Below are 26,902 nucleotides of genomic sequence, written 5' to 3' on the forward strand. Positions count from 1 at the left end.
TCATTACAGATTACCCGCTGTATCGGCGGCCAAGTCTGGTTAAGCCATTCTGGGAATTCGATAACGGGTCTCCCGCGACTTTCCCTAATTAATGCAAACGATTAGCATTGGCCAATCCTATCTCCCCTTCCTTGCAAACTCAACGTCGTCAGCGACCAGGCTCCCCAGGACCCCATGCACACACTCCGCAATTTCTGGCGTCTCGCACGGCCTTTCTGGGTATCCGAACAAAAGTATCCGGCCCTGCTGCTACTTTTGGCTACCGTGCTGATGACCCTGTGCCTGGTGGGGATCAATATCCTCACCAACTTCTGGAACCTGCACTTTTACAATGCCTTGCAGGACAAGGACTACCAAGGTTTCCTCCTGGGAGGCCTGCAGTTCATCCTGCTGCAAATCGGTACCGCCGCCTTTACTGTGGCCGCGTTTCACTTCCAGCAAAAGCTGACGTTGCGCTGGCGCCGCTGGGCCACGCGAAACATGCTCGGTCAATGGCTGGATAGCCAGCGTTACCAGAAAATGAAGCTGTCCGGGGCCGACGTCGACAACCCCGATCAGCGGATCGCCGAGGACATCGATCTATTCATCATCAAATCGCTCAAATTAAGTTTGGGACTGTTGACGTCGGTGGTGTCGCTGTTTTCCTTCCTGCATATCCTCTGGCAGGCTTCCGGCCTGGTAAGTATTCCGTTCGCCGGCCAATCCTTGGTCATTCCGGGGTTGCTGGTATGGATTGCCCTGGTTTACGCGCTATTGGGCACGGGCTTCGCGTTCTGGCTGGGGCGCGCATTGCCACGACTCAATTTCATGCAACAGCGGCGAGAAGCGGATTTTCGGTTCTCGCTGATGCGTCTGCGGGAAAATGCCGATTCGGTCGCTCAGTACCAAGGCGAAACCGTGGAAAACCTCCGTTTCAATCAACGCCTGGAGGCGGCGCTGGAGAACTTCTGGGCGCTGGTAAAAAAACAGAAATTGGTCATGGGCTATTCGACCTTCTACTTGCGCAGCGCCACAGTCATTCCGATGTTCATCATGGCTCCACAGTTTTTTGCCGGCGCATTCCCACTCGGCCGCCTGACCCAGATAAGCGCCGCCTTCGGCGAAGTGCATGCGGCCATTGCTTATCTGGTGGGTGTGTTCCCGGAACTGTCCGAGTGGAAATCGGTGATCGACCGGCTGGTCGGTTTCCAGGAACGATTGGATAACGTCGAGGTCAAGTCGAAGGTTATAGTTGGGCAACAGTCCAAAGGCTTCCATATCAAGGACCTGGACATCTGGTTGCCGAATGGCCGGCGCTTGCTCACAGGCTTCAATCTTTCACTCCAACCCGGCGACAGCCTGTTGATCAATGCCCCGTCCGGCTATGGCAAGTCGACCCTGATTCGTGCGGTCACAGGACTTTGGCCCCATGCTAGCGGCTCCACCTCCTACAACCGTGAGCGGATCCTGACACTTTCGCAAAAACCCTATCTGCCGCTGGGCAGCCTTCGAGAGGCGCTCTGGTATCCCCATCCGCCCCATCACGAAGAAGAAGCTGCTCTGCGCTCGGCCATGCAGCAAGTCGGCCTGCAACACCTGAGCGAACACCTGGATCAGGAACTTGACTGGGCGCAGACTCTGAGCATTGGCGAATTGCAGCGTTGTGCCTTCGTACGGGCGCTGATGACCCGCCCCGCGGTGCTATTCCTCGACGAGAGTAGTTCGGCGCTGGATTCAGTGAACGAGGCGCGCTGCTATCAGTTGCTCAAACAAACACTCCCAGAGTCGATCCTGATCAGCGTCGGCCACAATGCCTCGCTGGAGCGCTTTCATTGGCAAGTCCTGGAGTTGCAAAGCGAGTCTCAGTGGGAGTATCGAAAGATTCACGTTGGCGACGCCACATGCCAGTCCTGAGGGGACTACTGTGCGATCAACGACTGAACGTCTATAGATAGTCGTTAATTGCCTCTCTCGACAGGCAGCACAGCCAGAAGCAGCCAGTGACGAATCAAACACAACGATGTGTCCAGTCTGCCAAACATATTCGCCTTATGAGTTTTCACACAGCTTGCAAAAGCCATGCGAAGAGGGATAGATCTCTTTAAAACGTCAATTCATCACATGTCTCGCCGCCAGGTCTATTTATGCCGCTGAGCTTTCATAAAGTGCACGCCAATGGCGATGATTTCGTTATTGTGGACTCGCGAAACTCACCCAATCCAATCACAAGCAATATGGCTCGGCGAATGGGAGATCGGAACCGGGGAGTCGGCTTCAATCAACTCGCGGTGGTGCTCGATTGCGATGATGCGGATGCCCGGTTGATGTTCTGGAATGCAGATGGCTCAACGCTGGACGCTTGCGGCAGCGCAACGCGGGGGTGGTATTGCGCTGGGTTCAGGTTCCTGCTCTTGTGGCGCCGCGGTTAACGGAATTCGTCGTGGTTTGTTAGACAATTGCGTTGATGTTGAATGTGACGGCGGAGTTGTAACGGTTCAATGGGATGGCGCGGGATCAGTCTTTCTCACCGGGCCGGTAGAGACGACTTTTTCAGGAGTCATCGCGGATACTCTGTTGAAAGCTTGATTTTCTACCGCGCGGTCATTGACTACCAATTAACTGAAATCCAGGCCGATTAGCTGGAAGTTTCTTCGCGCATGCCGACTTGAGTATGGACATTCAGGCTGCAGCCATTAATTCCATTGGTTATGTGGGTGAGGAGCATTCGTTCTATTGCGCGCGACATAGGTGGCTAATCTACGGAAGTTGAAGGGGCAACCTTCAGGAAGGTGCAACCATATGGACGCAAATCCGATCGAAACCGACTACCTGATCATCGGTGCTGGCGCGACGGCCATGGCCTTCGTCGATACGCTACTCAAGGAAACGAATGCACGCATCGTGATGGTGGATCGACACGAACGACCTGGAGGGCACTGGAATGATGCCTACCCGTTCGTACGGTTGCACCAGCCCTCGACCTGCTATGGCGTCAACTCACGCGAATTGGGCAGCGGCACGAAAGACACGACGGCACTGAACGAGGGCTTGTATGAGCTAGCCTCCGGCGCCGAGGTGATGAGCTACTTCGACCAGGTGATGAATCAGCAGTTTCTGCCGTCAGGTCGAGTCCGTTACTTCCCCATGTGCAACTACACCGGCGACCGCATTGACGACCACCGGTTTACCTCGCTCGTCAACGGCGTAAACCATCAGGTCCGGGTGTACAAAAAGGTGGTGGACGCCACCCATGCCCAGACAGCAGTTCCCTCGACCCACCCGCCCAGGTACAGGGTCGAACCCGGCGTGCAATGCGTGCCACTGAACGACTTGCCGAAAATCCGGCACCCATACTCCAGCTACGTAGTGGTGGGATCGGGCAAGACCGGGATCGACGCTTGCCTGTGGTTGCTGCAAAACGGTGTTGCGCCCGCAACAATCTGCTGGATCATGCCGAACGATCCGTGGTTGATCGACCGGGCCAACATGCAACCCGGCCTCGACAGCTTCGAACGAACAATCGGCGGCCTCACGGCACAGTTCGAGGCCATCGCAGCCGCAGACTCGATCCCGGACCTGTTCTCCAGGCTTGAGGCAGCGGGCCAGCTCTTGCGCATGGATACCTCCGTCGAACCCACTGCTTACCGCTGCGCCACCGTCACTCAAGCGGAATTGCGCGAGCTACGACGCATCGACAACATTGTGCGCCTGGGGAGAGTTCGCGTTATCGAGCCAACGCGCATCGTGCTCGAGCAGGGCAGCATCGCCACGAGCCCAGATGCTCTGCACATTGATTGCAGCGCCAGTGCCATCCCGACACTCCCTGAAATGAAGGTGTTCGACGGCGGCAAGATCAACCTGTTGATGGTAAGCAGCTGCCAACCCGTGTTCAGCGCGGCCTTGATCGCCTATGTGGAAAGCCACCTGGTCGATCAAGCGCAAATGAACGCGCTGTGCATGATGGTCCCCCCGCCTCACGTCCCCACGGACTGGATCAGAATCTGGGCGGTCTACCTGGGTAACCAACTACGCTGGGGAGAGCATGAAGGCCTCGCCCGCTGGATCAAGCAGTCGCGTTTGTACTTTATGACGGCGGTGGTCAGGGGCTTGCAAGAAACCGACACCGAGAAACTGGCACAGCTGCATCGGCTCTCTGTCAGCAGGCAGCAGGCTCTGGCGAGTTTGCCACGGTTGCTGGGGTCCATCGCTTGAATCGCAGGAAGCGCACATGAACGAGCCACACCTCGAACTGCTCGACATCAATGGCATCCGCATGCAGATAGCAACCCAGGGGTCCGGCCCGCTGGTCTTGCTATGCCACGGTTTTCCGGAGCTGTGGTACTCGTGGCGCAACCAGCTTGCTGCGCTGGCGGCCGCCGGCTACAAAGCGGTAGCGCCCGACATGCGCGGCTATGGCGGCACAGATGCGCCGGCCGAACCCGACGCCTACACCACGCTCCACCTGGTAGGCGACATGGTCGAGTTGGTCAACGCACTCGGCGAAGAGCAAGCCGTGATCGTCGGCCATGACTGGGGTGCGCAGGTGGCCTGGAGCGCAGCATTGATGCGACCCGATCTGTTCCGCGCAGTGGTCGGCATGAGCGTTCCCTTCTCGCCACCGGGGCGGGTGGAGCTCCTGAGCGCGCTTGCCTCGCGGGGTATCAGCGACTTCTACATCCAGTATTTCCAGACACCGGGTGTGGCCGAGGCCGAGCTGGAAAGGGACGTCGAGTCGTCGATCCGGCGCATCTACTTCAGTGGCTCGGGTGACGGGCCCGATGGGCCGGTTTTCGGCCGGCTGCAGCCGGGCCAGGGCTTCCTGGGCGCGATGATCGAGCCACAAACCCTGCCCGCCTGGCTAAGCCTCGAGGATATTGCCTACTACACCCGCGAATTCACCCGCAGCGGATTTCGCGGCGGCTTGAACTGGTACCGCAACATGACGCGCTCATGGGCACTGCTGGCACCTTGGCGCGGTTGCATTATCCGGCAGCCGTCGATGTTCATTGCCGGAAGCCGCGACGGCGTGCTGAAGTTTCCGAGCTCCCCGAGGCAGATCGAAGCCTTCGCGCAGACACTGCCGGAACTGCGCGGATGTCATATCCTCGAAGGTGCCGGCCACTGGATACAGCAAGAGCGCGCGACAGAGGTCAATGAGCTGCTACTGGACTTCCTGAAAAAACTTTGATCAGAAGGTTAAATTTTTATCCATAATTGAAATGCCATAGAACGGTCCATCCCATATTTGCGTAGTGATGCGAGGGACCGTTGGCATGCAGGCGGCGCCAACACCGGACCGGTGTTGGCTGTATGGATTCAAGACTGGAGGGAACCATGAGCAATCTCATCGCCACCGACGAGCCACCTGAAGCCGTTCGCCTCATGGTCAAGGTTTACACCTACTTGCTGCTCGCAGGATTTGCGTTTGTTCCGGCCTATCTGATTGGCTACTTATACTTTTTTCAGGACCCCACGCTTATATTCGAGAATCACCTGTTCCATATAATTGCGATCATGACAGCCACCTTGGCAGGCTTGTTTGTTACTTACGTAACGTGGCGCTGCTATCAGTCATCGGGAGATCCGCTGCTGCGATGGATGACGCTTGGATTTCTCGGCTTTGTACTGATCTACGCGTTGCATGGTGCGTTCACTGGGCAAGCACACCACAATATCTGGCTCTTCCTGCTTTATGGACCAGCCTCTCGACTGGTCATGTCGATTCTGCTGTTAGTCGCAATGCTGTCGTACCACCGCCCACCTGATGCCGCGGACCAACGAATGAAGGCCCGTCCGTGGTTGACCTGGACAGTACTGTTCCTGGTGGTTGACGTGGCAGTCGCGTACGTCGCGAATTCGCCGATCGCCGGCAATCTCGCGGTGCGCCTCTCGATGGAGGGTGGTGCCCTCGTTCTTTCCACATTGACCGTGACAATACTCCTGCTGCGCCGTATCCGTTCGCCGCTGATGACAATTTTTATCATCTCGATCACCGCGTTCGCGCTGTCCTCTCTTGCCTTCATCCTTGCACGTCCGTGGAACCATATGTGGTGGCTCGCTCACGCGATCTTCGCCGGTGGATTCTTCATGTTGAGCTATGGGGTAGTGCAAGCGTTCCTCACCACGCGGTCGTTTTCGAAGATTTACAGCCAAGAGGAGTTGATGGTGCGTCTTGCCGAAGCGATGGCGTATACCGAGAGCGCCCTACAGGAACTCCAGCGCACCAATCAGGAACTCGGGCACCTTGCGGCCACCGACCCGCTGACTGGCGCTGATAATCGGCGTCGGTTCATGGAGCGGGTCGAAGCCGAAATTGGCCGGACCAAACGCGGAGGTGCACCGTTCTCCGTGTTGGCACTCGATCTGGATAATTTCAAGTCCATCAACGATCGCTTCGGGCATCAGGTTGGCGATGACATCCTGAAGAGTTTCGTGGAGAAATGCCTCGATTCGATCCGGCCGTATGACGGCGTAGCCCGAGTGGGCGGAGAAGAATTCATGATACTGCTACCTCAGACTTCACTTGAAGGCGCGCACGAAATCGCTGAGCGTCTGCGAAGCACCGTTGCAAATAGTTCTTTTCATGGCCTGCAGCGGTCAACCGTGGTCACAGTGAGCATCGGCGTATCGCAATACGGTCGCGATGGCGACACCATCGAGGCAATTCTGCGTACAGCCGATCAACGCCTGTATCACGCTAAACACGAAGGCCGTAACCGTGTGGTCACGACCTTCATAACCAGCCTCCAACCTATGCCCTGACCATCGTCTCGAAGTCGCTGAAAGCGTCGGCACCGATACCCGGTTTTGCGCTCTACTGAGCATCAGCCCGGCACATTGTGAGCAATGTCAGACGCAAAAAGCGGACGTCAGCCGTCTTGCTAAGACCGCGAATAGAGTTAACGATGAAAGTTATGCGCGGCGGTTCGAATCTGGGCTTTAATGTCCGTGCTTATATGCAACCACATTAATTTCGACTCCGTAGGAAGGTGGATGCGCCTTACGGCGGGGTCAGGTGCTATGCACTTGTCTAATCAAGGAAGAAACGACATTGAAAATAGCTTTCGGCGCCCTGTTGTTGGCTTGGCTGACAACTATCGCATTTGCTGACGAGAACCCCGTCGGTTTCCAATCTTCCACACTGCCGGATTCGCACAATGACCGCGCACTGGAGATGGTTGTTAGGTACCCGAGTGCAACTACCGCAGCCACGCAACTGATCGCCGATAGTACGGTGTTTGTCGGTGCTTCTGCCGTTCGTAACGCGCCGCCATCTGCCGGCGAACATCCATTGGTGGTGCTATCCCACGGATACAGGGGTAACTGGAGCAACCAGATTTGGCTTGCCAGTTCTTTAGCCCATAAGGGTTACATCGTCGCCGCAATCAATCACCCTGGCACCACGACCCATGACCGCAGCCCTCAAGCAGCTGCGCAGTTATGGCAGCGGCCCGTTGATCTGCGTCGAGTCATTGATAGGGTCACGACTTAACCTGAAAAATTTGGCCTGGTCGCCAATGGCCGAATTGCAGTAGTGGGCCATTCACTCGGCGGCTGGACCGCCCTGGAGATCGCCGGTGCTCGTTTCGATCCAGACCGTTTCGCCCATGACTGCAAAGCCCACCCGCAGTTAACCAGTTGCACGGTTTACGGACAGATAAACCCCGCAAGCACCTCAGAATCAAAGGCCGCGCTGGCCGCCGATTGGCGCGATAAACGCGTCACTGCTGTGGTTACATTGGACCTGGGCCTTTCGCGGGGCCTAACCAATGAAAGCCTGGCCGCGCTGCCTGTACCAGCTCTGGTGATCGCTGCCGGCGTACCGTCGCGCGAACTTCCCGCTGAGTTGGAGTCTGCCAACCTGGCCAAACGCCTGCCTGCGGCGTCAAGCCATTACGTCGAGATCAGCGACGCAAGCCATTTCAGCTTCATGTCGATGTGCAAACCTGGCGCGCAGTCATTGCTCGAAGCAGAAGTACCAGGCGATGGCATCATTTGCCGGGATGGCGATAACGGTCGCGCTCGTGGGTTGATTCAGCAGCAAGTTACATCACTGATAGCAGAGTTTCTGGCGCAATCACCTGGCTACAAAAAAGACAGATTGTAATCTGATAGTACTGACTTGCCGCGACTCAACGAAAACGCCGCAGGTGCCCACGCAATCTCTCAGATCGTTGGCCCGGGATGAGAGCTGGGCCGAAAGCGGCCATTCGTGGACGGCTGCTTTCGGCCCAGAGTGTGTAAAAACGCTCATGGCCTCATCATCTTGGATCATCGAGGTTCGTTGACCGAGCGATCGCACGGTCAATACTGCGGGCCGCATCGGTCGCGACCTGGAACACGTCAATGCTGTTTTTACAGCCTCTGGGATGGGCCAAAATCAGCCTTTTTTATGCCGACAGCGCCTTCATCAAACCGTTAGCACCGATGACTTTCATCACCCGTTTCATGTTGTAGGCGAGCACATTCAAACTCATCTCCGCACTTACCCCGACCAGCTTTCGCGTCAGGAAGTGCGTCGCACCCATCCATTGTTTGAGCGTCCCGAAGGGATGCTCAACCGTCCGTTTTCGGACTCGCATCATCTCCAGGGCTTTGCTCAGCCGAAGCTGCATCTCCTCCAATACGGCTTCATGCTCCCAACGCCGAACTCGTCGTTCCGTGCTCGGTGTGCACTGTGCTTTCAACGCGCAGCCCTGGCATTTCGAACTCCAGTAACGATGCAACTTCAGGCCTTTTTCAACGTAGGAGTAGTGCCAGATCAGCGCCTCTCCAGCCGGGTAAATGTATTGGTTTTTTGCCTCGTCATAGATGAAGGCATCGTTATTGAAACGCCCCTCAGCCTTGGCTCCAGAGGTCATCGGCTTGGGCACATAGGCGGTGATGCCTGCATCGTGACAAACCAGGATCTGTTCGCTTTGAAGTAACCTCGGTCAGCCACTACCGACAACGTATCTGACGCCATCGCCTCGCGCGCCTGCTTGGCCATCGAGCTGAGTTGATCGCGGTCGGAACCGACGTTGGTCACCTCTTGCGCAACGATCAAATGGTGCTGAGTATCGACCGCTGCCTGCACGTTGTAGCCGACGATTCCCGTGCCACGCGTCATCATGGAGCGGCTGTCTGGATCGGTCAGTGAGACCTGTTTATCCGGCGATTCATTGAGCTGAATTTCGATCGCCTGAAGCTCTTTCATTTGAGTTTTGAGCTTGGCGATTTTCTCTTCCAGCCGCACGGCACTGGGCTCGGAAGTTGTTGGTTCTTGCCGATCAGCAGTATCGAGTGCCGTCAGGTAACGGTTGATGCTCGATTCAATTTCTTCCATTCGCCGCTTCAGTTTGGCGCTGGTGAAGTTGCGGTCGCGGTTGTTGACGGCCTTGAATTTACTGCCGTCGATGGCAACCAGGTTTTCTCCGAACAATCCGAGCTGCTGACAGAGCACGACGAACTGACGACAGACGCCTCGGATGGCCTTGCTGTTGTCTTTTCGGAAGTTGGCAATGGTCTTGAAATCCGGCATCAATCTCCCCGTCAGCCACATCAGCTCGACGTTGCGTTGGGTTTCTCGTTCCAGGCGCCGGCTCGACTGAATGCGGTTGAGATAGCCGTAGATGTAGATCTTCAGCAAGATCGCTGGGTGGTAAGCAGGCCGGCCAGTATCGGCTGGAATGACGCCTTCAAAACCCAGCTTGCCCAGGTCGAGTTCGTCGACAAAGACGTCGACTACGCGCACCGGATTGGTATCGCTGACGTAGTCGTCGAGGCTCTCGGGAAGTAAGGTGCCTTGGCCTCGATGTTCACCTTGGATGAAGCGCTTCATGGGCGATCCCTGCGATGAAATCCTCAGAAATCATCGCAAGGGTTCGCGGAGGCGTTTTTACACACTCTGGGCCACTGGCTGACAATCGCATTCACTTTTGTATCACCGCTTGAACTGGCTTGGTGCTATCAGTGCAGTTACGGGTTGCGATATTTTCTCAGGCAGTCGCCGCAGCCTGGTTTGGTCGCCGGCACCCCCGGCTTGCCGAGCCGGCCCGCCGGCCATACGATTCGACTATTGCTCAGGCGGAGAAGTCATTGTGAAGCCGGTGATGCTCCTGACGCGCATCCTGGCGCCTGCCATCGCTCTGGCGCTGGCATCCGCCGGCCTGCATGCCGACGATCCGTTCGCGTCGTTGCGCGACGCCATGGTGCGGGAGATCGCCAACCTGTCGTCCGTCACCCGCGACGAAACCGGCAGGGTCGAATTTGCCGCGCCGGTGATGGCCGCGATGGCCAAGGTGCCACGCCATAAGTTCGTCCCGCCCGACGAGGTGCCCTACGCCTACGAGAATCGCCCGCTGCCGATCGGCTACGGCCAGACCATCTCCCAGCCCTACATCGTCGCCCTGATGACCGACCTGACGCAGGTCGGGCCCGGCGACGTGGTACTCGAGATCGGCACTGGCTCGGGCTACCAGGCGGCGATCCTCGCCGAGCTGGCGCAGGCGGTCTACACGATGGAGATCATCGAGCCGCTGGCAGTGCAGGCCGGGGAGCGCCTGGGCCGGCTGGGATATGCGAAGGTGCAGACCCGGCTGGGCGATGGCTACCACGGCTGGCCCGAGCACGGGCCTTACGACGCCATCCTCGTCACCGCCGCCGCCAGCCATGTGCCGCCGCCACTGATCGCCCAGCTCAAGACCGGCGGACGGATGGTAATCCCGGTCGGCGCGCCGTTCATGATCCAGTACCTGCTGCTGATCGAGAAGGCCGGCGATGGCAGCGTGTCCACCCGGCAGGTGCTGCCTGTGCGCTTCGTACCGCTGGTCGGAGGCGGCTGAGCATGCATTCGCCGCCATTGCTCGCCCTGGCGCTGCTGTCTGCCTCCGCGCTCGGCTATGAGGTGCTGCTGCTGCGACTGCTTTCGATCATCCAGTGGCACCATTTCGCCTACATGATGATCAGCGTCGCGCTGCTCGGCTACGGCGCTGCCGGCACCGCCGTGGCGCTGGCGCGGCCTGTGCTGGCGCCGCGATTCCACGGCGTGTTCATCGGCGGCGCGGTGCTGTTCGGGCTGAGCGCCATCGCCTGCTTCAGCCTGGCCCAGCAGGTTCCGTTCAATCCCCTCGAGATCCTCTGGGACGCGCGGCAGTCCGCGCGCCTGCTGATGATCTACCTGCTGCTGTTCGTGCCGTTCTTCTGCGCGGCGGTGTGCATCTGCCTGACCTTCACCTGCTATCAGGAACAGATTCATCGGATCTACGCCTTCGACATTCTCGGCGCCGGCGTGGGCAGCCTGGCGATAATCGCCGCGCTGTTTGCCCTGACGCCCGTCGATGCGCTACGGCTGCTGGGCGGCACCGGCATCGCCGCCGGGGCGCTGGCCGCCATGGCTTGCACGGGGCATAGGCACTGGCTCGCGCCGTTGCTGCTGGCGGCGGCAGTCGTGGTGCCGGCCGGCGTGCCCGAGCGCTGGATCGCCCTGTCGCCCTCCGAGTACAAGGAACTGAGCCAGACGCTGCGTATCAAGGATGCGCGCGCAATCGCCCAGACCTGGAGTCCGCTGGGCCTGATCACGGTCGTCGACAGCCCGACCATTCCCCTGCGCCACGCGCCGGGCCTAAGCCTCAACGCGACGCAGGAACCGCCCGCACAACTGGCCATCTTCACCGACGGCGACGGCCTTTCCGTGCTGAACCGCTATGACGGGCGCCGCGGGCCGCTCGCCTACCTGGACTACCTGACCTCGGCTCTGCCCTATCACCTGCAGCACCAACCCCGCGTGCTGGTGCTGGGCAGCGGCGCCGGCGCCGATGTGCTGCAGGCGATCTACCACGGCGCCAGCGCGGTGGATGCCATCGAACTGAACCCGCAGGTGATCGATCTGGTCCAGCGCCGCTTCGCCGACTTCTCCGGCAAGCCGTACAGCGCGCCCAACGTCCGTGTGCTGATCGGCGAGGCGCGCGGCCTGGTGGCTTCGCGCGGCGAGCCTTACGACCTGATCCAGATCGCCCTGCTGGACTCCTTCGGCACCGCCTCGGGCGGCCTGCATGCGCTGTCCGAGAACTACCTGTACACGGTAGATGCCTTCGCCGAGTACCTGCGCCATCTCGCGCCCGGCGGCCTGTTGGCCATAACCCGCTGGGTCACCCTGCCGCCCCGCGATGTTCCCAGGCTGCTGGCCACCGCGGCCGCGGCCATCGAGCGCGACGGACAGGCCAGCGCGGCGCGCCGCATCGTCATGATCCGCGGCTGGAAGACCGCGACGCTGCTGGTCAGCAACAGGGATTTCGACGACGCCCGCATCGCCGTGCTGCGGGAGTTCTGCCGAGCGCGCTCCTTCGACCTGGCCTACTACCCCGGGATGACCGTGGCCGAGGCGAACCGCTACAACCTGCTCGACCGGCCCTGGTTCTTCGAAGCGGCGCAGGCCCTGCTGTCCGGCGAGCGCGCGGAGTTCCTGGCACGCTACAAGTTCGACGTGCGTCCGACCTTGGATGACCGGCCGTATTTCTTCCACTTCTTCAAGTGGCGCTCGCTGCCGGAACTGCTGGCGCTGAAGGAACAGGGCGGCCTGTCAATGCTGGAGTGGGGTTATCCGGTGCTGATCGCCACGCTGCTGCAGTCCAGCGTGGCCGCCGTGCTGCTGATCCTGGCGCCGCTATGGGTGGCGCGGCGGCGCCAGCGGCGCTCTCGGAATGCGGCTTTGGCCAGGTTCGAACTTCGGGTCGTGTCCTACTTCGCCGCCATCGGCTTCGCCTTCATGTTCGTGGAAATCGCCTTCATCCAGAAGTTCACCCTTTTCCTCAGCCACCCGTTGTATTCGGTGGCGGTAACGCTCAGCGCGTTCCTGATCTTCGCTGGCCTCGGCAGCCGTTACTCCGGCCGGCGGCGGGGGGACGTTGGAGCTGGGGTGGTGCCCCGTCATCCGCTCGCGCGGCCAGTCCTGGCTATCTGCGTGATCGCCCTGCTCTACCTGATCGCCCTGCCCCCGTTGTTCCAGTTGCTGGCGCCGGTGCGGACCCTCGCCAGGTTCGGCATTTGCGCCGCGCTGGTAGCGCCGCTGGCGTTCGCCATGGGCATGCCGTTTCCGCTCGGACTCGGGCGCGTCTCCGCGCGCGCCGAAGCACTGGTGCCGATCGCCTGGGGCATCAACGCCAGCGTATCGGTGGTGGCGGCCGTGCTGGCGACCCTGCTGGCGATCCACCTGGGCTTCACCGTGGTGTTGCTGCTGGCGTTGCTGCTGTATCTCGCGGCGGCGGTCGCGTTTCCCTGATCGCGGCGGTTCGGAGCGAAACGTCAACAGACCCTGGTGAGACGAATGGCCTGTTGGAACGCCGCTTACCGCAGTTCACACGTCTCGCCGTGTCGATCAGCGAGGGTGACGCCTTTCCTGCTTCGAAGCTAAACATTTGAAAATGTGGACGTGTGCGTTATGCCAAAAATGAGAGGTTCCGTGTCGCAGGCAATTGGTTTTGGCCGACGCAGTCGAGTCATCAGTGGTGGCTTTCATCCCATAGCTGCCAGTGGTGACCGGCAGAAACCGGCCAGAAGCAGCCCTTCATGATTGGCTGCTTTTGGCAAAAAGGCAGCACAAGCCGACACCGACCTACGGCGAGTGTCAGCAATGGGCCGCAGGGTTTACTTCGTGACCACCAGCGCCGGTGGCTGCCAGCTGCCGTTGCCAGCGGGAAGAATCGAAGGCGGTGCGGTCTTCGGCCAGTAGAGGCGCATTACCAGAAAGACCGTGTCGTCAGGCGCCGGCAACCAGTTGGCCTCCTTGGCCTTGCCGGGGGAGTCTTTCTGGATGTACAGCGTCAGTGAACCATCCGTGTTTTTCTTCATCGCCGACAGCATCGGCGAATTGATCAGGTAACGGTTGAGCGGATTTTTGACCAGCAGCTGGCTCTTGCCGTCGTACATGGTCACCGACCAGAAGGCGTTGACGGGCGGCAGTTTGCCGGCCGGGAAAGTCAGCGTGTACTTGCGCTTGCTGGTATCCAGCGTCTGGCCGGTGCCGTCGGTGCGCGTGTTGGGATACATCGCTTCGACGGCGTCGTTGCCGTAGAGGCCGCCTTTCGCGGCACCGGCACGCTTCAGCCAGTCGGCCTTGTAGAACGTTTGGTCGCCGAAGTACGCGCCGACGTTCCAGCCGTTGATTATCTTCGTCCCGCTCGCGAGGAACTTGTCGACCTTCTCGTCACCGGCCTTCATCCCGAGCAGGACCACGGCCTTGTGCTCGAGCGAGAGGTCCTTAAATTCGAAGCTGCGACCGGGGCCTATGCCGATGCTCGCCAGCTTGGCCCGGATCTCCTGGTCGTCAGCCGATGGCGGCACATACTCCATCGCGGCCGACAGGTACTCGAAGAAGTTGGCCTTGATGCCTTCCGTCGTAGCCGGCACGAAATCAATCTTCGGCGCAGCGGGTGGCGCGGGTTGATGGAGGAAGGCGGACAGCGGCTGGACCTTGTAGCCCGCTTGCACCTTCTCGACGTTCGGCATGTCCTTGGCATTGTAGAGCTGAGTCCGAATGGCGCTCACGGCGAAGGGAGTGGTCGAGGTGAAGACTTTTTTGATACCGGGAGGGGGCGCGCCTTTCCAATCGGGACCGACCACCATGTATTGGCCTGGCTCGTTGCCGGTGGCACGGCTGCCGATGTAACCGTAGTTGTAAGTGTTGCCGTCGATCATCTGCACCGAGTAGTAACGCCGCTTGTCCACTGCCGGCACCGAGATCACCATCGGTTCCGCGCGCAGGTCCAGCCAGACAAACGAGTACGGGGTGTCGCTGTTCGGAGTGATGATGGCCGTGTCTTGGTAGGTGTAGACGCGAGGCTCGTTCTTGATCTGGTTGAACGGCGCCTTGTATTGCGGGCCGCCCTTGTCCACAGCATATTCGTTCATCACGGCGTAGTTCATGACCAGCGGTAAGCCGTAAATAAAGCCTTCCTCGGCGATCGCCTTGGTCTGCTCGAGACTCGGCGCGGGTACGCCCTTGGTCACATCCGTCTTGTCTGCCTGCGTGATCGGATCGTTCTTGCTCGCACACCCCGCAAAAAGCGTTGAACCCACTACGACGAGTGCCGCAGCCATTGTCCAGCCCCGGTTAGACTTCCTGTTCATTTCCACCTCGTTAGTTTTGAGCAAGCTGGCACCGTGAGCGTTCATGGCCACGGTGAAATAATTTGAATGCTTGAAACCCTCCCGACTTTTTTCAGTAGTGCCAGGTCAGGTGGGCGATCAGGGCTTCAATCCAGGTGTTGTCGAACTCGCCTGATACACGATTGCCAGACAAGGTTTTTTGCTGATCGACTGGCGTGCCCCCACCCAGACCGCGACCCACTGAAATTCAGGTCTGTCTCTTTACTTAGCGACTGAGTAAATCCTGTGGCGAAGCGCCAACTCACACGCCCAAGGAGTGTAGATCACAATAAGCCAGCATCCCCTTGCGCAGCTGAGCAGCTCAGATTCAGTTCCGTAATATTTACGCGCCGCCGTTACGGACCATTTGGCTTCGAGAGCAGCCAATCGTGATCAGCAGCCAAATGCGGACAGCCAGAGATTAACTCTTGAGGTCCGCCAAAGACCGCTATGGGTTGTGGATTCAACCGGTCGATGCAACAGATTGGCTAAATCGTTCAGCAGGCTAACCAACCACCCATCGATTTCCACTGGGAAGATTTGATGCACTAGCCACTTGCCGCTAAACCATACAGTGGGGGCCAATATATAGGTGACGACATGGTACCGAGATATATTGTCGTTCCAGCGATACCTACGGAAACGGGATCGGTACGTATTGGTGCCCGTTTCTATTCCAGCATGGCACCTTGTGTGCTTTAGCATTTTTGACAACAAGGAAAAGTGTCGCCTTCCCGGGTCATTTCCAACGCGAGCGGATGCAGAGGCTGAGTGTGAAGCGTAAAACTCAGAGCAGGTATTCCGCTCTATGTACTGACTGCAACCACCCGAGATTCTTATAAGTCCTTCGCCGAGATTGGCAGCCACAGATCGACAAGCCTTTAGCAGGCGTTAGGAGCCCAAGCTTTGGGAAACACCGATAGGTAACGTTTGCTGATGTTTGCACCTATACCCAACGTCAGCTATGGGTCGCTTTCTGCCTCTCGCGACAGGTAGAAACCGGCCAGAAACAGCCATTCGGACAACGGCAAAGCCTGCAACCCGTCAACGTCCACTATGGGCAATCCACTTCTACGCTATCGAGCAGGTGAAGGCACCCGCTGAAATCTCGTGTAGTCAGGGCCCAGCCTCCGGGCCCTGATGCTCAGACCTGCTTCAAGGCGCCATCGAACGCAGGCGTCAACCCCGACAACTCCAGCTTGCGCACAAAGTCGCCCAGACGCTGTTGCTTGTAGGCGTCCACGTCCATGTCACGGTAGTCGTAGAAACCCTGGCCATCGCGCAAGCCATTGCGGCCGTTTTGCATGTTGTCGGCGATCACTTGCGGCGATTCGAAGCGCGGTGACAGCGCTCCACTCAGGTAGCGCGAGGCGTAGTACAAAATGTCGCCGCCGCCCCAGTCGATGAACTCAAGCAGGCCCAGCACCGAGAAGCGCAAACCAAAGCCGACGCGCACTGCGGTGTCGATATCTTCCGCGCTGGCCACGCCCTCTTCCACCATCCGTGCCGCTTCGTTCATGACCAATGCCTGGATGCGCGGCACGATGTAGCCAGCCACCGGGTTGCACACCACAGGCACCTTGCCGATGCGCTTGAGCAGTTGCAGCAGCCGTTCGACCACCTGCGGGCAGGTCGCTTCGCTGCGGCTGACTTCCACCAGCGGCATCAGGTACGCGGGATTGAGCCAGTGCGCGTTCACGAAGCGCTGGGGCTCACTGACCATTTCGCTCAACTCGGTGACCAGGAAAGTCGAGGTGGTAGACGCGATGATGGTCGACGCCGGGACGTGCTCGCTGACCCAGGCGAAGGTCTCCTGCTTGACCGCGATGACCTCTGGCACCGCTTCGAACACCAGGTCGCACCGGCGCAATGCCTCTGCGGCCTGGGATCTGGATTGCAGCGTCAACCGGGATAGTGCGATGTCCGCCTGTTCCGGCTGAAGCACACCAAGGCGTACCAGCATCTGCAATTCGCTGCGGATGTTGTTGCGCACACGCTCGAAGTAGCCGCGCCGCTCATCCTCGGCGCGATCCTTGATATCGATGAGGGTGACCGGCAGGCCCGCATGGATGAACGCCAGGGCAATGCCCTCGCCCATCCGGCCGGCGCCGACCACGCTGACTTGGGGCAGCGCGACGTTCATCAGTTGTAGCCCTTGGTCAGCAGTTCGGTCATCTGCGCCCGACTCAGCGTGGCCAGACCGAGGTTTTCCAGGGTGCGGCCTTCGGCGTAGAGATCACGACCGGCGACGACCGAAGCAATGCTCAACAGGCCCTGCGCAACCGGGGTCGGCACACCGGCCCAGCGGCCGACGGACACCAGGAAGGACAGGCCCAGGCGGGTGTCTTCGAGCATGTAGCGATGTTTCTGCAGGTCGATGTCTTCGCGCCAGTCGCCGCTGTCGGTCAGCTTGCCGTGGGCACCGCGACCGTACATCCACTCGTCGCCTTCGGTGGAGTTGTAGTGGTCGGCCAGCGGGAAATGCGGCGCGCCGTAGGTCAGTGCTTCGCGCACGGCCATGCGTTCGGCATCGAGCTGGTTGGTCACGCGACGAATCGACGGTTGGGTGCCTTCGTTGTGAATGTCCCAGGCCTCGAAATGCTCCAGGGGACCTGCGTTCATCATGATCAGCGGCGGGTGAATGATGGGGCCGGCGTTCATCAACGCACCGCTCAGGGCGTCTTCAATCGGTTCGACGCTCGGGTAGGCCTCACGCAGTACCGCGAAAGCATGCTCGGACAGGTTGCTGGGGAATACGCCGGTCGGCAGGCGGGTGGCGTAGCCGCTGATCACCAGGTCGCTGGCGCCGTGTTTGCGGACCAGGTACGGCAGCGTACCGGTTTCAGCGAAGGCGACCTTGCTCCGGTTGCCCGCATCGGCCATGGCCTTGGCGAACACGAAGCTGCCGAAAGTGCCCGGCGGCAGGAACACCACCTGACCGTCGTGCAGGTGCGGCGCAACATGTTTGGCCAGGTCTTCGTGGGAGGTCGACGGCAGCGGGATGATCACCAGTTTCGCATCGCCCAGGGCTTCGGCCAGGTCGTCGGTGAACGACAGCTTGTCGCCTTGCTTTCCGACGGACAATTTGCGAGTGCCCTGATAGTCCTTGATGGTCAGGCTGCCGATGGCCAGCAGTTCCTTCAGCGCGGCGGAGTCTCGACGCCACAGGCGGGTCTGGTGCCCCTTTTCAGCCATTTCGACAGCAGCGGCGTAACAGCCGTGACCACCACCCAGCACGGTAATATTCATGCAGATACTCCTTTTTGTTAGAGACTCGATCCTATCGAGCCGCACCACCACAGACTCATCCGATTGCGCAGCCGAATGACGGATTGCGCAGGAGTCTCAATGCTTCTGCCGCCGCAGAGTGTCCGACGGCAGGCAGCCATAGCGCTGCCGATAGGCGCTGGAGAAATGCCCGAAACTGTTGATGCCGTGACGCAACAGGATATCGGTGACGGTTTCACCAGCCCTGCCCTGTTTCAGCGACTCGTGGATCACCGCCAGGCGACGGTCGCGGATGTACTCGACCGGCGCCTGCTGGAGGAACTGGTTGAAGCCATTCTGCAAGGTGCGCACCGAGACGCCGCACAGTTCGCTCAAGGTCGCCAGGCTGATCGGTTCGTCGAGGTGTTCCTCGATGTAGTCACGGGCCTTTTTTACGTGGTGCGGCAGCGGCGCGCGCGAATCGATCAACAGATCCGCCGAGTAGTTGTGCGGCAATTGAGTGAGCAGCAGTTGCATCAGGTATTCAGACAGGCCGCTGGCGAGACGCGAACCGTCCACGCCGCTGCCGTACAGCCGGCAGATGTAGTCCAGGGTGTGATAGAGGCTGACGACGCCGGCGCCCAGATGGTCGACGCTGACATCAAAGATCACCGATTGGCGCAGACTGCGGCCGAGCAGGCGTTGCAGTTGCGTCTCCAGGGCATCACGGTCGACGCGCAGGATCAGGTTGCGGCACTCGCCATCGGTGACGATGCGGCTCTGCGCGAACGGTGAGGAAACGCTCAGGTAGCCCGACTGCATCGCCGCGCTGCGCCGGCCGTGGGCCACCTCGCAATGCCCCTGCAAGGTAATGCGGAACAGGTACTGATCGGCAATGTCGCCGATGGTGATCTCCACCGGCGCGCCATAGCGCAGGTCGAACAGCGCCGAATCGCCGAAGAAAACGCCGTTGAGCCGGGTGTAGATCGGCTCGTCACGCAGCACGTTGAAGCTGTGCGGGCACAGGTATTGGCTGACCTTATCCTTGATCTCGCGGTAATCGGCCGAGCTGAGCAGGCTGTGCCGTTCCAGCAGGTGTACATCATTCAACATCAAGGATTCTCCTGACCTGGAGCACCTCGGCCCCGCGCCCTTCAAAGGGAGCGAGGCCGGGGCGCCGATCGTGGACTATGACCAATCAGGCCCGGGTCGGGTGCTCACGGGCATAGCTTTCGCGGAAATGACGGCAACCACGCCATAGTAGAAGTACGGTCAACGCCGACGCGCCACAGATCACCAGCGACATCGACGAACCTACCGCCGCGGGCGATCCGAAGTAGCGGTCGGTCAACAGCGCCACCAGCGTGGTGCCCAGGCCCAGGCCCAGCAGATTGCTGATCAGCAGGAACACCGCCGAGACCTGCGCACGTACCTGGTTCGGCGCGAGGATCTGCATCGCTGCAGTGGACGCCGGCATCGGGAACGAGGCGAAGAACATCGCTGGCACCAACAGCGTCACCGACAGCCAAAGTTGATCGACTTGCGGGAACAGCACGGCTGGTACCGCCATGCCGAGGGCACCGATGACGCCGGTGCGCATGGCAGCGTCCTGATGACCTTTCTTGGCCAGGTAGTCGGTGAGCCATCCACCGAACAACACCCCGGCGGTATTGGCCACCAACAGCACGGTGCCGAGCATGTAGCCGGCCTCCATTGGCGACAGGCCGAACTTGCGGATATACAGCGCCGGGCTCCAGCTCATCATGCAGAAAAGGGCCATGGCGTAGAACGAAAAGCCCAGGTAATGACAGGTGAAGGTGGCATGGTGGCGGCCGAGGAAACGCAAGCCATCGCTCATCGCGACCTTCTTCGCCCGACCCTGCGCATCAACCTGCAGACCCTTGCGCGCCGGGTCGCGCACGGTGAGCCAGATCAACAGGCCGACCACGATACCGGGCAGGCCGACAATGAAGAACGCCAGTTGCCAGGCCTTCATCGCGCCGAGAAAGGCGACCTCGATGGTGTTCATGTCCTTGAGCATCGCGATCACATAGCCGCCCACCAGGAAGGCCAGGCCACCACCGACGAACGAACCGATCGAGTAGATGCCCACTGCGCGGCCGAGTTTCTCCTTGGGGAACATGTCGCTGAACATCGAGTAGGCCGAGGGCGACAGGGCCGCTTCGCCGACGCCGACGCCAATGCGGGCGAGGAACATGTGCAGGAAGTTCTTGCTCATACCGCAGGCTGCAGTCGCCAGGCTCCAGAACACCACGCCGACGGCGATGATCTTCGGTCGGGAGAAACGGTCGGCCAGATAAGCGATGGGCATGCCCATGAACGCATAGAACAACGAAAAGGCCAGCCCGTGCAGCAAGCTGAACTGGGTGTCGCTGATCTGCAGGTCGGCTTTGATCGGCTCGATCATCAACGCCAGGATCTGCCGATCCACAAATGAAAAGATGTAGGCGATCATGCACAAGCCGACCACGTACCACTCGTAAATGTAGGTTTTCTTCTTCTGCTGCTGCAGGACCGCGTTATCGACCTGGATATTCACTAGTGTTTGCTCCTCTTGGAATCCGCTCATGGGCGCAGCGCGCCGGGTGACGGTGCACAGCACACCGACTGGGAAGTTGCGGGGCAGATGTAAAGGACAAAGGGTTCGAACATGGTCAGGCCTCTTATTGTTATGGGGTCAATCCCTGGGTGGACTGGGCTTACCAGAACTTCCAGGTGTAGGTCGTGGCGACACGGAATTCGTTGTAGTCGTAGCCGTACTTCTGTTTCACGTCGATGTTGCGCAGGTCCAGCCCCAGGCCTTGCAGCGCCCCACTCTGCACCACGTAGCTGAGCCCCAGAAAGCGTTCGCTTTCCTGGTTGTCGCTCAGGTTGTTGCCACGGTCCCAGTTGGTACCCTTGATGTAGCGGGTGTAGAGCTTCAGCCCCGGCATGCCCATCCCGGCAAAGTCATAGCTGTAGCGCGCCCCCCAGGACTTTTCATCCGGGCGGACAAACCCCAGTGACGACCAGTGCACCAGGTAAGGTTGCGGGATAAAACCGTTCATCGTCGGGAACACGCTGTCACCGAGCATGCGCTGGTAACTGAGGCCAAACATGTGGGCGCCTTTGAGCAAGGTGAACAAGCCACCGTAGGAGCGGTTGTCGATCTCACCGTTCAAGGCATTGCCATCTTCATTGTTATTGAAGTAGCGCAAGTCGGTTTTAAGCTTGTAGCCATTACCCAAGTCAGCCATATGCATCAGGCCGAAATAGTGCTGCTGATAAATATCGTGCAATACGCCGTAGAAATAACTGGCTTGCAGGTTCTTGGTAATGTCGTAAGTTGCGCCGCCGAAGTCCAGGCCGTCACTGTCGAGATTATCGGTGGAGCCAAACTTGTACAGTTTCTCGTGGTTGGAAGATTCCCGTGTCACGGCAGACCAGAACCGGCCACCGGTCATCGTCAAACCATCGACTTCCCTGGACTCGACCACCGCCCCTTGATAGATCGTATCCAGTTGCCGACTGGTGTCATCGTACGCCACCGGTAGTTGTGGGCGAAGGTCGCCCACCTTCAACTCGGTCTTGCTGTAGCGCATCTTCAAGGTTGCACCGGCGCGACTGTAGTCATCGGCCGTCTGCTGGTCACGGACGCTGTACGGCAGCGAACCGTCATTGCCCGATGAATCCAGGCGCACTGCGCACTGCGCATCCACATCAAGACCGATCGCCAGGGCCGTGTCGGTGTAACCGGAAGTAAACTGCGCATCGAAACCCTGAGACCAACTATGCACTTCAGAAACCGGCGCATTGTTATTGGTGTAGTTACGGTGCAAGTAGAAGTTGCGCGTATCCACTTTCAAGTGACTGTCATCAATAACATCGGCATAGGCTGCCAATGGCGAACAGATCATTCCCAACACGCCGGCAATACCGAGCCCACGGCAAGATTGTTTTACCTGATACATCTAACTTCTCCACATCTGTATGTGCTGGGCACTGTATTTATAGGAGCAGATTCGAACTAAAAACTAAAAATGCCGGCAGCCGAACACCGAGCCTTCTTGCGCAGGAAGGTGGATTGCATCAGGGATATAAAGAACGATGGGTTCGAGCATTGTCAGGCCTATTGTTGTTATGGGGTAAAACGCCAGGCGGGCTCAATGGAACAGTCCGCCAAGACGACGCGCCTCTTGTCTACCCAAGGTAAGTCAGCAGGCGCCGCGCCGATATCGAGATGAACAGCATCCGTTGGGGGGAAATCTTCAATCCGGCTAAAGGTTTCCCTTAGTCGACTCAAAAGCGCAGGGCACACAGTGGGAGATGGCAAGCCTGAATTGCATAAGCCTTCCTTTAGCGAGGTCTTGTTGTTGGATGGGCCCTAAACTAGCGATTGCACTGCCTGCCAACCTCCCCGATTGCGCAGGCGATTCTCCAATTGCGCAGCCTGATGCAGACCGCCTGTGTACTGCAGCCTGCGAGCAATTTTGTTCGTTCTCCTCCCCTCCAGTGTCCCAGTATGCGAAGAAACTGTCCCGCCATGCCCATGACATCGCACCTTCGACACCTACTATTGGACCGGCATCTCTGCCCCTCTGGCAGGGACCCGCTACCTATACCGGATGTGCACACGCACGGATTGGAGACAACAATGACAACAGTCGCCGCAACCCAAGACGCTCCTTCAGCCCTCACCCCCTCGGCACCCGCAATTATCCGGTCGTCAGTGCGCCAGCATTCGATCAAGGTGCAGATTTGCTCCCCCGCCATCGGTGCCGAGCTCAGCAACGTCAACCTGGCCGACGCTGCCCAGGATCCCGAGCTGATCGCAGAAATCAGGGCGCTGTGGTTGAAGCACAAAGTGCTGTTCTTCCGCGACCAGGACATCACCCCCCTGGAGCAACAGCACTTCGCCGCACAATTCGGAGAACTGGAAGGCCATCCGCTGGCGCCGAGCCACCCGGAAGCGGACAAGCTGTTGATGCTGTACCGCAACCTTGACCCGAGCAAGCCCAAGACCTTTGTCGAAAAGGCCAGCCGCGAAAACCTCTGGCACACCGATGTCACTTTCAAGCCGGCGCCGCCTCGCGGCGCGATATTGCGCTGCGAACAGGGTCCTGAATCCGGCGGCGACACTCTGTTCTCCAACATGGTGATGGCTTACGAAAACCTGCCCGACACCATCAAGCAACGGATCGAAGGTCTGTTCGCAAAACACAGTGCCGAGCACTCCTTTGGTGCCCAGTTGCCCCGCGAAGAACGTCACGCGATGGCCCTGAAGACCCCCGCTGCTGAACACCCGGTTGTGCTTATTCATCCTGAAACAGGCGAAAAGGTGCTGTTCGTCAACTCCGCGTTCACGACCCACTTCTCGAATTTCTTCAACTTCGAGGATATCCGCTACGGCCAGGACTTCATGCCGGAGGCTCATCATTTGATGAACTACCTGACGTCTCAGGCCGCCATTCCGGAGTACCAGGTACGCCTGAAGTGGCGAACCAACACGATTGCGATGTGGGACAACCTGCAAGTCCAGCACTACGCGGTGGCTGACTATGGCAATGCACCCAGAAAGATGCTGCGCGCGACCCTCGCGGGTACCCCGCTCACCTGATCCGAACAGTCTCCCCAGAGCAACCGGGGCACCCGACCAGCAGTAATAGTCGGGCGGTCTTGGCCGCCGACGAATATTCGATCTGAACCGCATCATTGGAGAAATGACATGCTCTACGAACACGTCGACACCGCCGTCATCGATGGCGAATCGCTGCCGTGGATACCCTTTACGCCCTATGCGGAAAACGTCCTGCTGAAGTACTTCAAGCTTGACCCGATCCGCGGTGAATGGATCGTCATGATGAAGTCGCCGATCGACATGCAACTCCCCAAGCACCACCACACGGGTACGGTGATGGTCTACACGATCGAAGGCCAATGGAAATACAAGGAGCATGACTGGATCGCCGGCCCTGGCAGTGTCGTGTATGAGACTGCCGGATCGACTCACACACCGGAAGTCGTCAGCACGGGAAGCACAGACGGATATGTGCTCACGTTGGTTCAGGTTAATGGCGATCTCGCGTTCCTGGACGGCAACGACAATATCGTCGCACTGGAAAACTGGAAGACCGGGTTGCAACGCTATCTGGCTTATTGCGAGCAGCATGACATCGCGCCGAAAGACCTGACGGCCTTCAACTGAGAAACAGTCATTGTCGCGAAAGCGCGAATCGGGGCGAGCACACCAGGGCGCTCGCCCCCCATCGTTAGAACTGCTCGAGAAACGTCAGGAGCAATTCATTGACTTGATCGGCGCTTTCTTCCGCGGCGCTATGGCCCACGCCGGGTAGCAGCACTTTCTTCTGCAGTCCGGGTAGATAGGTGTCGAGTTGCTCGTAGAGACCGCGAATTTCGAGCGGCTCGAGCGAAGGGTCGGCGGCACCACCAATGAACAGGCTCGGCTGGCGTACCACTGCACCGTCGAGAAACGCGGTGATCTCCCAGTTCCGGTCGCGACAGCGGTAGTAGTTCAAGGCACCGGTAAACCCTGTGCGCGTGTATTCAGCGACGTAGTAGTCGAGCGCCCGCGCGCTCAGCCATGACGGGAACTCGCCCTTCGGCTCAGTGAACGCGTTGATAATGGGCTCGCCAGGCTCGACGAACAGGCGCCAGCGTTCAGCCCCGACAGCGCTGCCGGAGATCGAGTAGAAGACGCTGCGCAAGGTCTTGCGCGGATCGCAGGCCAACTCGCGGTCCGGCTTGTCGAGTTGCTGGAAATACAGGTGGTGATACACCCTGCCCTTCGCCATTGCCTGCAAACCTGTGGTTGGCTTGACCTTGCCGCGCGGTGGCACCGGCGTATTGAGCATCACCAGGCCACGGAACAGATCCGGCCGCAGCATGGCCGCCGCCTGGGCCACCCAGGCGCCCAGGTCGTGCCCGATGATCACCGCGGATGTTTCGCCCAGGGTCGCCATCAAGCCCACCATGTCGCCGACGGCCTGGCTCATGTCATAGGCTTCAATGGCATCGGGGCGATCGGTTTGGCCAAAACCCCGTTGATCAGGGACCACGACTCGATAACCGGCCTCGGCCAACGCCGCGATCTGTCGCCGCCACATGTACCAAAGGTAAGGAAAACCGTGCAGCAGGATGACGAGAGGACCTTGCCCCTCGTCGATGTAATGCATGCGAATGCCATTGAGTTCGGCAAAGCAGTGGTTGAATGCATCAGGGTCGTCGGCGTCCACCTGCGCCCTTGCCGCGAGCGGCTGACCGATACCTGTAGCGGTGCGCGTGTCCATTATCTACCTCCATCTTTGTTGTCGTTGTCGGCGTGAAGGTAGCCCTGGGCAGGTGTCCTGCACTAAGCTTCCCGGGACACAATCTGGTGAAACTGGGACACGAGGCCAAGCATGTATACCTTGACGCGAAGCGCCAGCCTTACCGACTTTGAGCTGGTTGCCCGTTCAGTGGGGCTCGATCCATTTCGCATGTTGCGCATGACCAGGCTACCGGCCAGTGTCCTCGATGATCCGAACATCATGATCAGCAGCGATTCGGTAGGCTGGCTGCTGGAGGAGTCAGCCCGCCTGTCCGGCCAGGAGGCCTTCGGACTGCTGCTCGCGGAAACCAGGCACCTTTCCAACTTTGGCATGCTCGCGCTGCTCATCCGCGAAGAGCCAACACTTCGCGCAGCGTTGCAATCGTGCTTTCGCTATACGCGCTTGCATAACGCCGGCGTGCAATTGTGGCTCGAGGATGCAGGCGACCTGACCCTGCTGCATGTGGGTGTGAACATGCAGGGCCATCGTGGCGTCTGGCGCCAGGCGATTGAACAGGCAACCGGTATAATGCTTCGCACGTTGAGCATCCTGAGCGGACATGCCTTCCGGCCGGTAAGGGTCAGTTTCACTCACGACCGACCTTCCAGCCTCGAAGTGCACCAGCGCGTGTTGGGTACCAATATCGAGTTTTCCCAGGAATTCAATGCCATCGTTTGCCGTCGGCGCGATCTGGACATACCTATTCCCACGGCCGACCCCGCGTTGCATCGCGAGGTGAAGCGATCGCTGGACATGCAGCTGGCCAACCTGCGCGACGAACCGGCGCAGCGGGTACGCCAGATCGTCAAGATGCTGCTGCCAAGCGGACTGTGCTCTGTCGATGGCGTGGCCCAGCATCTCGGGATGCACCGACGCACCCTCAACCGACACCTGGCGGCCGAGGGAGAGAGTGTCACGACGATCATCAACGCTGTACGCGCCGAACTCGCCGAAGAGTATCTGGCCAACAGCAAGCGCCGATTGTATGAGGTCGCCGAACTCCTGGGCTTTTCCTCTGCCGGTGACTTTTCACGCTGGTTCCGCAGCCGTTTTGGCAAGACACCCTCGGCTTGGGCCGTCTCCTACCGAGCGAGCAAGACGGCATCCGGCCCCCTGTCGCCTGAGTAAAAAAACAGATTCATGGGCGACTCAAGCCTGCTGGCCAGCCACATTGCCTGAGCGTCGCACACCCGACGTATCTGACCCCGCCATCCCTGCGCAGCGTCCCAATACGCGAAAATTATGTCCCGTAATGCTCATAGCAT

The 26,902-nt window shown here is 59.3% G+C and carries 16 protein-coding genes and 3 pseudogenes; 11 read left to right on the forward strand and 8 right to left on the reverse strand.

The window, feature by feature from the left end:
- Positions 1 to 174: 174 nt before the first annotated feature.
- The 6 genes and pseudogenes from AC3IP0_RS15825 (at position 175) to AC3IP0_RS15850 (ending at position 8,086) form a co-directional block, all read left to right on the forward strand.
- On the forward strand, positions 175 to 1,893 hold the full coding sequence (locus tag AC3IP0_RS15825; protein WP_489316118.1) for an ABC transporter ATP-binding protein/permease: 1,719 nt from the start codon (positions 175 to 177) through the stop codon (positions 1,891 to 1,893).
- Positions 1,894 to 2,123: 230 nt separating this feature from the next.
- Positions 2,124 to 2,565 (forward strand): annotated as a pseudogene (locus AC3IP0_RS15830) (diaminopimelate epimerase).
- Positions 2,566 to 2,778: 213 nt separating this feature from the next.
- On the forward strand, positions 2,779 to 4,191 hold the full coding sequence (locus tag AC3IP0_RS15835) for an NAD(P)-binding protein (protein ID WP_489316119.1): 1,413 nt from the start codon (positions 2,779 to 2,781) through the stop codon (positions 4,189 to 4,191).
- A 16-nt stretch (positions 4,192 to 4,207) separates the two neighbouring features.
- The gene (locus tag AC3IP0_RS15840; RefSeq protein ID WP_489316120.1) at positions 4,208 to 5,167 is read left to right on the forward strand and encodes an alpha/beta fold hydrolase; all 960 of its coding nucleotides are present in this window, start codon (positions 4,208 to 4,210) and stop codon (positions 5,165 to 5,167) included.
- 146 nt (positions 5,168 to 5,313) lie between these two features.
- Positions 5,314 to 6,741 carry a GGDEF domain-containing protein gene (locus tag AC3IP0_RS15845; protein ID WP_489316121.1) on the forward strand — a complete coding sequence of 476 codons (1,428 nt, stop codon included), beginning with the start codon at positions 5,314 to 5,316 and terminating at the stop codon, positions 6,739 to 6,741.
- A gap of 289 nt (positions 6,742 to 7,030) precedes the next feature.
- A pseudogene (locus AC3IP0_RS15850) lies at positions 7,031 to 8,086 on the forward strand (alpha/beta hydrolase family protein).
- A 283-nt stretch (positions 8,087 to 8,369) separates the two neighbouring features.
- Here the strand turns inward: AC3IP0_RS15850 and AC3IP0_RS15855 are convergent.
- Positions 8,370 to 9,799, reverse strand: a pseudogene (locus AC3IP0_RS15855) (IS1182 family transposase).
- 271 nt (positions 9,800 to 10,070) lie between these two features.
- Between AC3IP0_RS15855 and AC3IP0_RS15860 the strand changes: the two are divergent.
- Both AC3IP0_RS15860 and AC3IP0_RS15865 read left to right on the forward strand, forming a co-directional pair.
- Positions 10,071 to 10,802: a protein-L-isoaspartate(D-aspartate) O-methyltransferase gene (locus AC3IP0_RS15860; protein ID WP_489325231.1), complete on the forward strand. Its 732-nt coding sequence runs from the start codon at positions 10,071 to 10,073 to the stop codon at positions 10,800 to 10,802.
- A 2-nt stretch (positions 10,803 to 10,804) separates the two neighbouring features.
- Positions 10,805 to 13,237, forward strand: coding sequence for an SAM-dependent methyltransferase (locus tag AC3IP0_RS15865; protein ID WP_489325233.1), 2,433 nt, complete (start codon positions 10,805 to 10,807; stop codon positions 13,235 to 13,237).
- 365 nt (positions 13,238 to 13,602) lie between these two features.
- Here AC3IP0_RS15865 and AC3IP0_RS15870 read toward each other — a convergent pair whose 3' ends face one another.
- The 6 genes from AC3IP0_RS15870 to AC3IP0_RS15895 all read right to left on the reverse strand — a co-directional run bounded on the left by AC3IP0_RS15870 (position 13,603) and on the right by AC3IP0_RS15895 (position 22,280).
- Positions 13,603 to 15,054, reverse strand: coding sequence for a DUF1254 domain-containing protein (locus AC3IP0_RS15870; RefSeq protein ID WP_489325235.1), 1,452 nt, complete (start codon positions 15,052 to 15,054; stop codon positions 13,603 to 13,605).
- Between the two features lie 1,192 nt (positions 15,055 to 16,246).
- On the reverse strand, positions 16,247 to 17,245 hold the full coding sequence (locus AC3IP0_RS15875) for a 3-hydroxybutyryl-CoA dehydrogenase (RefSeq protein WP_489316066.1): 999 nt from the start codon (positions 17,243 to 17,245) through the stop codon (positions 16,247 to 16,249).
- Entirely contained in the window at positions 17,245 to 18,351 is a 1,107-nt protein-coding gene (locus tag AC3IP0_RS15880) for an NAD/NADP octopine/nopaline dehydrogenase family protein (RefSeq protein WP_489325237.1), read from the reverse strand. The genes AC3IP0_RS15875 and AC3IP0_RS15880 overlap by 1 nt, the downstream gene beginning before the upstream one ends.
- A gap of 96 nt (positions 18,352 to 18,447) precedes the next feature.
- On the reverse strand, positions 18,448 to 19,422 hold the full coding sequence (locus AC3IP0_RS15885; protein WP_489325239.1) for a cupin domain-containing protein: 975 nt from the start codon (positions 19,420 to 19,422) through the stop codon (positions 18,448 to 18,450).
- Between the two features lie 85 nt (positions 19,423 to 19,507).
- Positions 19,508 to 20,869: a spinster family MFS transporter gene (locus tag AC3IP0_RS15890; protein WP_489325242.1), complete on the reverse strand. Its 1,362-nt coding sequence runs from the start codon at positions 20,867 to 20,869 to the stop codon at positions 19,508 to 19,510.
- A gap of 160 nt (positions 20,870 to 21,029) precedes the next feature.
- Positions 21,030 to 22,280, reverse strand: a complete 1,251-nt coding sequence (locus AC3IP0_RS15895; RefSeq protein WP_489325244.1) for an OprD family outer membrane porin — start codon at positions 22,278 to 22,280, stop codon at positions 21,030 to 21,032.
- Between the two features lie 773 nt (positions 22,281 to 23,053).
- Here AC3IP0_RS15895 and AC3IP0_RS15900 point away from each other — a divergent pair.
- Complete coding sequence (locus tag AC3IP0_RS15900) at positions 23,054 to 23,926, forward strand: TauD/TfdA dioxygenase family protein (RefSeq protein ID WP_489319787.1); 873 nt, start codon at positions 23,054 to 23,056, stop codon at positions 23,924 to 23,926.
- Positions 23,927 to 24,034: 108 nt separating this feature from the next.
- On the forward strand, positions 24,035 to 24,514 hold the full coding sequence (locus AC3IP0_RS15905) for a 2,4'-dihydroxyacetophenone dioxygenase family protein (protein WP_489316071.1): 480 nt from the start codon (positions 24,035 to 24,037) through the stop codon (positions 24,512 to 24,514).
- A gap of 64 nt (positions 24,515 to 24,578) precedes the next feature.
- On the opposite strand, the gene AC3IP0_RS15910 is transcribed toward AC3IP0_RS15905, so the two are convergent.
- Positions 24,579 to 25,616: an alpha/beta fold hydrolase gene (locus AC3IP0_RS15910; protein WP_489316072.1), complete on the reverse strand. Its 1,038-nt coding sequence runs from the start codon at positions 25,614 to 25,616 to the stop codon at positions 24,579 to 24,581.
- A gap of 111 nt (positions 25,617 to 25,727) precedes the next feature.
- On the opposite strand from AC3IP0_RS15910, the gene AC3IP0_RS15915 reads away from it, so the two are divergent.
- Complete coding sequence (locus AC3IP0_RS15915) at positions 25,728 to 26,765, forward strand: AraC family transcriptional regulator (protein ID WP_489316073.1); 1,038 nt, start codon at positions 25,728 to 25,730, stop codon at positions 26,763 to 26,765.
- Positions 26,766 to 26,902 lie beyond the last annotated feature (137 nt).

The sequence above is a fragment of the Pseudomonas sp. GL_103 genome, assembly GCF_057835175.1.